Genomic DNA, 11828 nt, shown 5'->3' with positions numbered 1-11828 from the left:
ATTATATTATTCTTGAAAAATTTAAGATAAAGAACGATAGTCACCATAATGCACAACGGTTTACAATACATATTCATACTTATTAATTAGTTAAAATAAATCCACTTTTTCGGAGTGGAATCACTTTTAGTTTTTCCAAGGTATCCAAATTTTCATTGTTGATTCTCCACGGTTTGCCCAAAGATGATAGGGAATTGTCGAAATTTGAACTTCTCTTTGATTCACAACGTCCCAAGCTTGAGCACTTAGACGTACAGTACCATTAAGATCGTTTGTTTTTTCTTCTTTAATAATTGTATTTAGCGGTAATGCAACATCTGAAATATTGATATTTCTATTGTCAGGGCTTTCTATACAATATACCAAAGGACCACGCATAATTGCAAGTTTTCCCTTTTCGGCAGCTACCTGATCACGTCCTTTTATAAGCCTAGGTTTCATATCGAATTCGAGAATAATTTTGTCGCCTTTTTTCCAAAATTGATTTAGCTTTACGTATTCCCCTGCTTTAACTTGTGGTACTTCCTTCCCATTTACGGTAATAAAAACTCTGGTACTTTCCGTCCATTTCGGAATGCGCAGCGAGAGTTCGAATTTTGCATCGGCAAGAATATCAAATTGGATTCGTCCGTCACGCGGATAATCGGTCGTTTCACGCAGATGCACCGTGGAAGTTTTAAGCTCCGCATTACCATAGAGTTGCGCTTGTACACCGTCCGGGCTTAAAGTAAAGAGGTACTGCTGAAGAGAACCTATCAACCGCTGAAAATTGGGTGCACAGCAGCTAACGTCAAAATAGGGTTTACGTTGACTGTCTCTTATATCACATCCCACGAGCAGACCGTCAGGTTGTTTCGTTTTGGTGCCATCCTCCTCTACGTGGTTCGTGTAGAAAATCTCCGTACCGGAGAGACTGACCCCACTGAGGACGGCGTTGTAAAACGTATTTTCCATATCATCGGCATACTTAGAGTGATCCGTGGCCAGCAGCATGCGCCAATCAAAAAAGACCTTAGAAATGGAGGCGCACGTTTCACAATAATTCTGCTGATTAGGAAGCACATAGGGTTTTCCGTAATTTTCGCTATCCACCCCATTGCCGACTCCACCGGTCACATAGGATTTTCGTTCAACCACATCCATCCACATGGCTTCAAGGTGTTTGAGCATTTCGGGTTTTCCGGTTTCCAGATAGACATCTGCACCACCGCAGAGTAGCAGATTTTCCTGAACACAATGCCCCGAAACTTCGGAGAACGACCAGAAGCCATAATCGTCGAGGGTGTGTGCTGCAAAATCGAGATATCGGCGATTGCCAGTCATGCGGTACAGTTCCACCATCGCCATCTCGTGATTCGGATGCTCATACTTTCGGTCGCCCCGATCAGAATCATACTTGTAAGGAAGTGGCTTTGATCCAAAGAGATCGCAGAGTAGATCGGCATAGCGAAGCGATGCTTTGAAAAGCCGGTCATCCCCAACCTCATTTTTCCAGGCCATACCCGCCTGCGCTAAATGTCCAAATACGTAGAATTCGTGGCGCCCTCCTTTTAAAAAACGGACATTCGACCCATGCTCTTTCAGATAGGCTGGATTCTGATAGTAAGACTGTAGATAACCATCCTTATCTTGCGAGGCCAGAATATCCTTAATCAGCGGCTGAAAGGTATCGCTGATCAATGGACTTTTAGGGGCAAAATAACCAGCGGCTTCCAGCAGCTTATGAACCCATTCATCCTCATTAAAACCACCGACATGCCTATCAGGCAATCCCTCAGCCACAACCTTAAAGTTTTTAAAGCTGCCGTGTTTCTTCATTTTTTCAAAAAGATCGAGTATACCGATATTGCGGGTACGTTCCACATAAGAACCTAGATATCCTCCAGTAATCTTCGCTTCCGACAAATCAAACGGCTTGACGGTGGCATGGGCATATGTCTGCGGAATTAAACTGACTTTATCGGTGTTTGTTTTTGGCAAATCAGCATAAGTATAGGACAAATAAATAGTCAATCCAACAAATAGAATGATACTAAAAGTAATACAAAAAAATGTTTTATTTCGCAATTTTGTAGTTATATGTTTCATTATTAATAATTTATATTTGTATTAATTTAAAAATATTTAGTTTTTAGATTGTTCTATTTATTCTGGGAAAAATAATTAAAGAGAAAACTTTATTCTTCAGACTCTTTCGCCTTCTTTAACAGCAACATTATGAGCTCCAACTTGGCGGCAAATTTCTAACACCAATGCAAGAGTAAATTGTGCCACATCAGTAATCCCAAAAGTTGGAGTATTTGTAACTATTATTCCTTTTTCTTAAGCCACACGAGTGTGAATATCATTATAACCTGTCTCAAGAACATCATTATATTTTACCGAAGTCGTTTTATCAAAAACTTCCTTTGGAAGCGGTGTTTTGTTGGTGAAAATTATTTTGGGACCACCAATTGCTTTTATCACATTCCTCGGAAAAAAGTCAGTACGATCATTTACTGTAATATCTCCATATTTTTGTATTCCTTTCCAGTTTAAACCTCCTGGATTAAGGATTAAGAGTACATCCTTCTAATACTACAATTTTTATTCATTTATATTTTTATTTTTTGTAAGATTAATTTAAATGATTACCCATCTTAAACTTCAGACAATAACCATTGATGATTTACTCGCAAATTTATTTTTTAAATTTAAATTAACTATCCTGTACTATCATGCATGGTGGTTATATTTAATTCATTATTTACAACTATACCATAATTATAAATACCCGACTTTTTTTCTAAATAGAAAAACTTTTATTACAAAATTAGGAGTAACGAATCTTAATACATTTGATTTATTTGTTAAATATTATAGCACTTTAATTATACAACTTATTTCTTGTACAGATTTAAGGAAACTTGCTATAAAGGGAAGTGCTTCTACCCCTGGCACCATTTTAAACGTTCTATTTCCAGAAATTTTTTTTATCTTATATGCACATTGGCTTTTACAGATACTAAACCTTCTGGCTTTTAATAGTGATTTCGTTGTCGCTTACAAAATTTACAGCTTCATCCGTTGGAGAAACAATAAATAGTACAAAAGCTGTGACCCATCCTGAAATAAGGCTACATAATGTTTAAAATTATGTAGCCTTATTTCAGGACGTGACATATTTCAAAAAAGATTCTTATTTTTATCAAAAATCATGAGAAATGAACTAGGAAAATTTTGGCAGCGAAGAGGCTTGCAGATTTCACTTTTAAGAGGAAAGAGATAGATAGGGATTATCTATAAATGTGGTTCTAAAGAGCCTTTTTGGATTTAAAGCAGATGGAGTTTTTAATGCAAAAGATATCGGGGTAGGGTATTATTACTAAGTGCAACTATCATGCAAAGTCCAAAGTTGCGCTTTTAATTAGTATAAAACTATGTTTTTGATGAATGCTGCAAAAAAAGGTTTTTCAAGTGAAGAAATTCAAAAGCAACTTGGGCAGTAGCGATATGAGCCAGTTTAGGCAATGGTGCATAAATTTAGAAAGCTATGGAAAATAGAGATGCTCGCTATACTTTGGAAGGAATGATAGAGTTTGGTGAAGGTTATTTTACAGTCGAATCCTCTGAAATTGAAGAAGAAATAGGTATTCGTGGTCGTGTTCAGTTGGTAAAAAATATAGCTATTATAGCTGAATCTAAGGTTTTAGAAGATGTAGATAGTGGTAAAAAGTCAACACAATGTCGCTATTTTAAAGCTAAAGTATTAACTAATAAAACATCTGAACAAATGAATCAAACAGTGCAGGAGTCAATCAATGAAAAAAGTATTGTTTTCACAGATAAAAGCGCGTCACATATTGATATATCAAACTTTATTGAGCTTCCTATTACTAAAAAATCAAATAAGGAAACAACGGAAGAAGCACTAAAACGGGTACATATAAGCAACAGTAATGCGAAGAGAAATTTTTTAAGAAAATCATCATAAAATCAAATGGAAATACCTCCAATTATATCTCAGTGAATTTGTTTACAAACTAAACATAAGATATTTTGAAAAAAAACTATTCGATAGGCTTGTTAATTGCTAACATCACAAGATTATGACATCAAATGGACAATCAGTTTACATAATTCTAAAATTGATATTTAACTTTAATAATCCTATTTATTATATGTTACATGTTATACTTATAAATTTGAGTATTCTTTTTTAATTTTTACAAATAAACAATGGAAATATTTAAACACGTTAATATTGATGAAAACTCAAGGGTGCCAAAATACCAACAAATTGTTGACTCTGTAATAGATAATATTGCGAAAGGAAATTTCAAAATGGATCAAAAAATACCCTCGATAAATAGATTCAGTGAGGAATTTTATCTTTCGAGAGATACCGTAGAAAAAGCATATAGCATCTTAAAGGACAGAAACGTTATCGCCTCTATACGAGGCAAAGGCTATTATATCTCTCAAACTAAGCTAATTTCTAAAGTTAATATTTTATTTCTTATAAATAAATTAAGCAACTACAAACTTAAAACCTACAATCATTTTATAAACAGTATTGGAGCTAATTCTCATACAGACTTGCACGTTTATCACTGTGACGAATCACTGTTTTTAAATTTAATAGAAAAAAACAAGTTGGCGTACGACTACTTTGTAATTATGCCTCATTTCAAAACAGATTCATTAGAACATATTAGTTTTACTGATAAAGCCATTAAGGCCTTAGAAAAAATAGCTCAAGAAAGATTAATTATTTTAGACAATATTAAACCCGAATTAAACAACGCCATAGGACAAGTCTATCAAGATTTTGAAAATGACATATATTGGTCTTTAACTGAAGGAATTTCCAAAATAAAAAAATATCAAAAAATTATTTTAGTTTTTCCAGATAAAGCTGTTTATCCTTACCCTAAACGCATTTTGCATGGATTTAGAAAATTTTGTATCGAACACAAATTGGATTTTGAAATATTAGACAAGGTATATGACGATATGATATTAAAAAAAAGAGATTTGTTTATTACTATTGAAGAAGCTGATTTAGTTAATTTGGTTAAACAGGTAAGAGAAGATGAATTTAAATTAGGGCATGATATCGGCATTATTTCTTATAATGACACACCTCTTAAAGAGCTTTTGGGAATTACAGTAATATCTACTGATTTTAAAATAATGGGGGAAACTGCTGCAAACATTATTTTAAATAAGAAAAAGTACAAGCTAAAAGTACCTTTTAATTTAATTGAAAGAGATTCGTTGTAATTTATTAGCAAAAAATAACACTATTTAATTTAACCGAATGAGACTAAATTTACATTCGTAACAATCGTATATTACAACTGAAATTTTATATCTTTATTTTATTGGTTATACTTTTTCTATTCAATAATAACTCCTTATTTTGAGAACTGCCCTAAGGATGACAGCTCTGCCTTACCCGCCTCTATTGCCACTCCCAGCTGTTGTATAAATAGTGTTTTTAAACCTTTATAAACACCATTTTTCTCTAGTTTTTCTACTGAAATAATACTTGCTTTATTAATTCTTGTATCAAAAGGTTCATATGCAACAACAAGGGGCTTTTTCCAAGCTTCTCCCTTTTTCCTGGCAACTAGTATTGGAGTTGGAAGTTCATTATATGGCTTTGGTGCTTCAAAAGTATGAAGGGCCTTAACTTTGGTGTATTCTCTATTAGGAAATCCTGGAATAGGTAATCCCATAAAAACTGGTGAATTATAAATTTTCTCAATTAAAAATTGTGCTCTTACATTTCATGAATAATTTTTAGAAGTTTTTACTTCTTCAAAAAAATGCCCCTTGGATGCCTAAATTTTTTATTCTGAATCCATTCATTGCTAGCGTTGGCTTTATAGCGTTCAGGCTCTGTTGTTAGGGACAAATCTTTATTTAAAAACTCCAAATTATCTCCAATGTTATGATAAATAAGATAAAAGGGGGCATTTCTCCTGCTCTTCCGTCATCCCAATCAAGTGCATTCCTCTAAGAAATGCATCAGCATTAGATTCGTGTAGATTGACATCTTGATTAAGTTTTTCTATAAAATCGCTATAGGTTTTTTTAGCCCAAGGTTGAGTTTCTATTTTTTTTAGAATAGTGGGTTTGTCACTTGATTTAACTAAGATTATTGGTCTTTTAAGATTTTGTGCTATTATATTATTACAAATTGTTAATATAAGCACCAATACATATATATCTTTTCTATTTAACATCTCGCTATATTTATTTTATTAGAAAATCTTCCCCCCATTTATATGAAGATCATTTGACAATGAAGAAACTACCTCTTTGTAATCTGATTTTTCAGCAAGGTTATCAAGTTCCATCGGGTATATTGAATGATCGAATAACATTCTATTATAAGATTTTCCTTCATCATCAGCCCATTCCATATAAATCATATTTCCTTTAATAAGGGCTATGGCATCTCTATATTTTGATTTCGTAAAATCTTTATTTCTTTTTAATTCTTTTATAAGTTTTATAAAACTCTCTCCTTCAAGATGAGTAGGTGATTTAATATTTACCAACTCACAAAGGCTTGGGTAAATATCTATATATTCTGTTATGCTTTGAGATTTCAATCCTTTTGTAACACCAGGCACTTTAACTATTAATGGCGTTCTCATGGAAGACTCGAAGGTAGAATGTTTACACCACATTTTGTATTCACAAAAATTATAACCGTGATCTCCCTATAAAACAACTATGGTGATTTTATCTAATCCTAGGTTTTTTAATTCATCTAACACACCCAATTTGTGCATCCAAATAACTAACACATGCATAACAACCATGTATTATTTTAATGGCTATTTCTTTGCTTAAATCTCCTTTTTTTGGAATACCGTAATAAACTCTCAATTCTCCAGAATTATGAAAAGCTATAGATGAAATGGATTTTGGTTGCAGGTAACTTTCTGATAAATCAATGGTGTTTTCATCATACATATTCCAATATTTTGTTGGAGTATTAAATGGTAAATGGGGTTTCATAAAACCAAATGCTAAAAAAAAGGGCTCTCCCGCTTTTTTAAGTTTATTTAAATCATAAATGCCTATGTTCACTATTTTACCATCTGAGTAAACAAAATCAGCATCTTCTGCAAATTCATATGCAGGTCCTCTATTGTCCTCACTTTTCAAATTTGTACTTTCTTTTAATGCATAGCTACTCCTTTCGTATTTGGATGCCAAATTTCGTTCCAAGCATTTTTATCATCATCCCCATGATGATAGATTTTTCCAGTGGAAATAGTAGTATATCCATTATTTTTTAAAGTAAATGGAAGCGATACAATATTAGGTACCTAGTCATCTTTTTTAGTGTAAGCATCAACAAAGCGGTTTCGGGTTGGTCTCAGCCCTGTAAGAATGCTTACCCTAGAAGCACCACACACTGGAATGTTACAATAAGAACGTTCAAAAACCATGCTTTGTGACGCCAGGTTATCGAGGTTAGGCGATTTAATATGAGTCGCTCCATAAAAATTGAGCTCTGGTTTTAAATCATCTACAGCTATAAAAGAATATTTGGTTTTGATTTGATATTCTTTGATACGTTTCTAACTGTGCAATTTCTTCTTTTTTGCCTTTACCTACATGACAAGCTGTTAAAATTACAAAGCAAAAAAGGAACATACTATAAGACTTAATTTTTTTTAATCTGTATTAATTATTATTGTCAAAAAAATCTATTGGCCTTTTTGAATAATTGTATTCCCATGTTTCTTTGGGTTCAACCCTTTTAAAATCTGCTTCAACATAAAATTTGTCATTAAATGTATTCATAGAATCATAGGCTAATTTTTCTAATTCCTCTCTTTTATTTTTATATTCTGGGTTATAAAATAAGTTGTTCAATTGGTAGGGATCATTTTTTCTGTCAAACAAAACATTGTTCATTTCTAATGGGTTTTCCCCTCCAGCAATTGCATATGTAAACTCCTTAGTAATAACACCTCGCCAGCTGTGTTTTTTCACAGTTCCTCTTTCAAAATTAAAAATTGGAATATATGCTACAGCATCTGTGTTGTTAGTGAGTAATGCATCTGAGAGGTCTTTTCCATCGTATTTCTGTTTACTTGAAATGTCCATAAAACCTAAAACCGTTGGCAAAAAATCTAAAACACCAAAGAGCACATCAGACTGAGTATTGTGCTTTATTTTCTTTGGATATTTAATAATAAAAGGCGTTCTATTTGAATAATCGTAGGGATATTGCTTAGGTAAAATAGCACCGTGTGACTCTAACATATCACCATGATCTGCGGTAAAAACCGTTACTGTATTATCTACTAAGTCCTTTTCTTTAAGTTTAGTCATTAGCATACCAAAGGCTTTATCTATACCACTAATCATAGACATATGCCCATGATACATTTTCATTAAATCTGGCGATGGATTAATCCCTGGTCTTACTTTAATGGAATCTGGATTGTAAAGTGACGTAAATTCGTCAAGGGTTTCATATCTATAATGCATTTTTCCGTCTTCTCCTTCTATCTTGCCCCAATCATGTGGTGGATGCCAAGAAACTATAAGTGCAAATGGTTTAGTTTTATCTATAGTATCTAAATAAGAAATGGCTTGTTTAGTTTGTCCAAATACTTCCCATTCGTCAAAAAACTCTTTTTCTCCATTTTCATTCCAAAAAAAGGATTTGTGAGGTCTGAAATCTAGATGGCAATTATCAGTCAATAATTTATCAAATCCATAACGCATATCTCCTTGCGGAATAGGTCTATCTCTTTCTCCACCTAGCAGATGCCATTTTCCTATATACGCGGTTTGATAGCCTTCATTTTTTAACTTTTGTGCCAATAGGATACTATTATTAGGCAATAAAGGACAATCGTTAGAAAAAGCACCATTTTTTAAAGGATGCATTCCACTCATAAGCATCCCTCTAAATGGTGTACATACTGGCTGATTTGAAAAACTATTTTTCAATAACATGCCTTCTTGGGCAAACTTATCAAGATTAGGTGTTATAACTTGTGTGTTTCCATAGGCTCCCACCATATCATAGGAATGTTGATCTGAAAGCACTATTAATAAATTAGGCTTATTTAAAACCTTTTGTTTCTCTTCTTTTTTTGAAGATAAGCATCCACATAAACTAAAAAAACAAAGCGATAAAAAAATTGTTGATTTCATTTTTATTAAAATTTAGAATTAATATTATACGTTCCAGCAGAAACTTCTATTGTGACTTCATCACCTTTTGGTCTTTTATTTTTATATTTTTGTCATTACTTATTTTTAAACAATTTAATGCCACATCATTCAAATCTTTGAAAGGTATCGTTACCAATGCTGTTGTATTTGAAGGAATGGTTATTTCCAAAGTAAATTTCCCATCCATATGCTTCCATGAAGAAGTGACTTTTCTATAAGGCGCATTAAGTGACCCTGAAGCAGAAGTAAGCGGCTTACAAGGATGTGGAGCAATTAGTATTTTTTTATACCCTGGTTCTAGAGGAGCAATTCCTGCGATACGCTCATACATCCATTGTCCTATGGCACCATAAGCGTATTGGTTTAAGCTATTCATTTTTTCTTTACTAAACCCTTCTGATTTACTGTAACTATTCCAACGCTCCCATATTGTAGTAGCCCCTTGATTTATAGAATAAAACCATGACAGATTAGTTTCATTAAAAAATAGCTTATGCATTAAATCTACTCTACCTATATTATCTGAAACTTTAGACAATAATGCTGTTCCTAAAAACCCTGTTCGTAAATGATTATCGGCTTCTTCAATTTTTTCTATCATATGCGGATGAACAACCGAACTATTAAAAACCTGAAAAACACACACGGTTTCTTCACATTTAAAAAGGTTATAAGTTCCTGTGAACTCATGCTTTTCGCCTTGTTTCATTTTTATCTTTGTATGTGATTCAATGCGACAATACTTCCTCGAATTTCTTGTATTACAATCCCCCGGATGAAGTTTAAAATTTGAGTGTCGCCTTCTTCTAAATACCAGTTCGTGTATTTAGAAAAATCGTTTTGTTCTACTCTGCTGCTATCAAAAGTGTGAATCATAATGTTTTGTGGGATTACATTTGTTTCTTCAATTTCCGAAAATCTATTGTTGATATTCAATCGGTCAACCTTTGTTTTACTTCATAACTTAGGCAAACCTCCAAATTGCTTTACTTCGTCTAGAGGTTTTTTTAAGCCTTGGAAAAACCAATATTGTTTTTATTAGGAATACCATCTTAACAAGAATTTAAACTAAAAGACATTCCAGCTAAAAATATTAATGTGCAAAAGAATTTAATAGGTTTTAAAATATATTTTTTCATATTTGTGATTCTTAATTATTCCATATAAAAAACTTCTTCCAAAGGAATTGATACTGGCGAATTATCTGGGTTTACCTCCATGATATCGGCCATAAAATCCCACCATTTTTTTACAAAAGGATTAGATGCTAAATCCTGTGAGCCACCTTGACCAGATACTTTTTGAAAAGCGAAAAGTGTATTGGTTTCTTCATCTAAAAAAATGGAATATTCGCTTACGCCATTATCTTTTAGCAATTTCTTTAATTCTGGCCAAAGCTCATCATGTCGCTTTTGATAGACTTCTTTTTGTCCAGTATTTAGTTTCATTTTAAAAGCTAATCTTTGCATAGTGGTTTCTTTTTTAATTACAGTTACAGAATAAGTCATTCCCTTTTTTATTTTCTAGATTTTCTATTTCACAATAGTTTTCAATACCTAAAAAACTTCCAGCTCTAGCAAATGTTTCTTTTAGATTTTCAATAGACTTATCTAGGCTTGTAATTTGTTTATATGTCCATTCTTTCTCTTCCTTTGCATATGGTATCAAAACTCAAAAGCCTTTTGAATGCTAGCACCATTTTCTGCTTTCTAGTGACATAAATCAACATTTACTTTTGTTCCTAAATATGCTAATTGCATAAACCCTTTTAAATTCATAGTCTATATGACAACGATTTCTTCTTGCAAGTTCAAGTGATTGCTTAACGTCTGGTTCTATTTGACCTTTAATTCTAGGATTTGTAATGATTCTAAATACTTTTTAGCTTCATCCTCTTTATTTAAAAACAATAGTAAACTACTTACTTGAACATAATATTGTGTCTCTTGGTTATTTAAACGTGTTCTTTCGAAAACACCAAACTCGCTATACTGTAACCAATCTAAATATGTTGCAATCCAATTTCGTAATGCTTTTGAATCTTCATTGTTTATGGCATTATTCAATTCTAAGATCTCAATTGCGTTTGCAACATTGGAAACACCCCCAAACTCTATGATACCTATACCACGTTCAGTATTTATTCCTGGAATTCCTTGAGCAAAATTGAGATTAGGATTCATTTTAGTTTCAGGATTCAAGAACCATAACTCAAGAAGCTCTATTAATTTTTTCGCATACTTTTCATCATCAGGAAAAAAATCTGCATTAGATAGCTTATTTACATTGCCAAACATCTTATCTTTTCTGGGTTCATCCACATTATCGCCTCTTGTCAATGGGTTTACTTCACCGTCTTTCCGAATCCAAGGTAACCCATCTGTTTTTGCAGAATCTGTCCACGAGTAAGGGTCGAGGCTTAAATAATCATGCTTATCGCCACTCACTGGGATTTGAGTTTTGTTTACCACATAAAAAGGGTCTTCTTTTAATATACCATCAGCTGAATGTATTAATTTAGGATAGGCATAAGTATAATTTGATGTATGCAGTTGCTCTTTTACTTTTATTAATCTATCATAATCTAAAAGAGACAGCTTTTTGTTTTGTGCCTCTAAATTGCTTCC

Annotated in this window: 14 protein-coding genes and 1 pseudogene; 2 read left to right on the top strand and 13 right to left on the bottom strand. The window is 32.9% G+C overall.

Features of this window, described 5'->3' with window-relative positions; genetic code table 11:
- Positions 1–126: 126 nt before the first annotated feature.
- The gene (locus CDH50_RS13380; protein ID WP_100612794.1) at positions 127–2088 is read right to left on the bottom strand and encodes a glycoside hydrolase family 127 protein; all 1962 of its coding nucleotides are present in this window, start codon (positions 2086–2088) and stop codon (positions 127–129) included.
- A gap of 234 nt (positions 2089–2322) precedes the next feature.
- A complete protein-coding gene (locus CDH50_RS15135) occupies positions 2323–2466 on the bottom strand; it encodes a hypothetical protein (RefSeq protein WP_157804995.1) in 144 nt (47 codons plus the stop codon).
- 749 nt (positions 2467–3215) lie between these two features.
- On the opposite strand from CDH50_RS15135, the pseudogene CDH50_RS13370 reads away from it, so the two are divergent.
- Positions 3216–4092: pseudogene (locus tag CDH50_RS13370) on the top strand (IS1595 family transposase); the annotation flags it as partial.
- A gap of 126 nt (positions 4093–4218) precedes the next feature.
- Positions 4219–5265, top strand: a complete 1047-nt coding sequence (locus CDH50_RS13365; protein ID WP_198513498.1) for a GntR family transcriptional regulator — start codon at positions 4219–4221, stop codon at positions 5263–5265.
- A 134-nt stretch (positions 5266–5399) separates the two neighbouring features.
- Here the strand turns inward: CDH50_RS13365 and CDH50_RS13360 are convergent, their stop codons facing one another.
- The 11 genes from CDH50_RS13360 to CDH50_RS13310 all read right to left on the bottom strand — a co-directional run bounded on the left by CDH50_RS13360 (position 5400) and on the right by CDH50_RS13310 (position 11672).
- The gene (locus CDH50_RS13360) at positions 5400–5723 is read right to left on the bottom strand and encodes a hypothetical protein (protein WP_100612792.1); all 324 of its coding nucleotides are present in this window, start codon (positions 5721–5723) and stop codon (positions 5400–5402) included.
- Between the two features lie 213 nt (positions 5724–5936).
- Entirely contained in the window at positions 5937–6233 is a 297-nt protein-coding gene (locus CDH50_RS13355) for a hypothetical protein (RefSeq protein WP_100612791.1), read from the bottom strand.
- A gap of 18 nt (positions 6234–6251) precedes the next feature.
- Positions 6252–6683, bottom strand: a complete 432-nt coding sequence (locus CDH50_RS13350; protein WP_100612790.1) for a sulfatase/phosphatase domain-containing protein — start codon at positions 6681–6683, stop codon at positions 6252–6254.
- Between the two features lie 79 nt (positions 6684–6762).
- Entirely contained in the window at positions 6763–7230 is a 468-nt protein-coding gene (locus CDH50_RS13345) for an alkaline phosphatase family protein (protein WP_100612789.1), read from the bottom strand.
- Positions 7231–7331: 101 nt separating this feature from the next.
- Entirely contained in the window at positions 7332–7544 is a 213-nt protein-coding gene (locus CDH50_RS15420; protein WP_394337016.1) for a sulfatase-like hydrolase/transferase, read from the bottom strand.
- Between the two features lie 148 nt (positions 7545–7692).
- Positions 7693–9180, bottom strand: coding sequence for a sulfatase family protein (locus CDH50_RS13335; protein ID WP_100612787.1), 1488 nt, complete (start codon positions 9178–9180; stop codon positions 7693–7695).
- A gap of 46 nt (positions 9181–9226) precedes the next feature.
- Complete coding sequence (locus CDH50_RS13330) at positions 9227–9910, bottom strand: alpha-L-rhamnosidase-related protein (RefSeq protein ID WP_100612786.1); 684 nt, start codon at positions 9908–9910, stop codon at positions 9227–9229.
- 2 nt (positions 9911–9912) lie between these two features.
- The gene (locus CDH50_RS13325) at positions 9913–10077 is read right to left on the bottom strand and encodes a hypothetical protein (protein WP_157804993.1); all 165 of its coding nucleotides are present in this window, start codon (positions 10075–10077) and stop codon (positions 9913–9915) included.
- A gap of 278 nt (positions 10078–10355) precedes the next feature.
- Positions 10356–10670 carry an L-rhamnose mutarotase gene (gene rhaM, locus CDH50_RS13320; RefSeq protein WP_100612902.1) on the bottom strand — a complete coding sequence of 105 codons (315 nt, stop codon included), beginning with the start codon at positions 10668–10670 and terminating at the stop codon, positions 10356–10358.
- Between the two features lie 13 nt (positions 10671–10683).
- Positions 10684–10869, bottom strand: coding sequence for a hypothetical protein (locus CDH50_RS13315; protein WP_100612784.1), 186 nt, complete (start codon positions 10867–10869; stop codon positions 10684–10686).
- Positions 10870–11036: 167 nt separating this feature from the next.
- Entirely contained in the window at positions 11037–11672 is a 636-nt protein-coding gene (locus CDH50_RS13310; RefSeq protein ID WP_157804992.1) for an alginate lyase family protein, read from the bottom strand.
- Between the last annotated feature and the right edge of the window lie 156 nt (positions 11673–11828).

Source organism: Confluentibacter lentus, assembly GCF_002806995.1.
Lineage (GTDB): Bacteria > Bacteroidota > Bacteroidia > Flavobacteriales > Flavobacteriaceae > Confluentibacter > Confluentibacter lentus.
The sequence above is the reverse complement of the archived record's forward strand: the minus strand, read 5'-3'. Positions and strand labels throughout refer to the sequence as shown.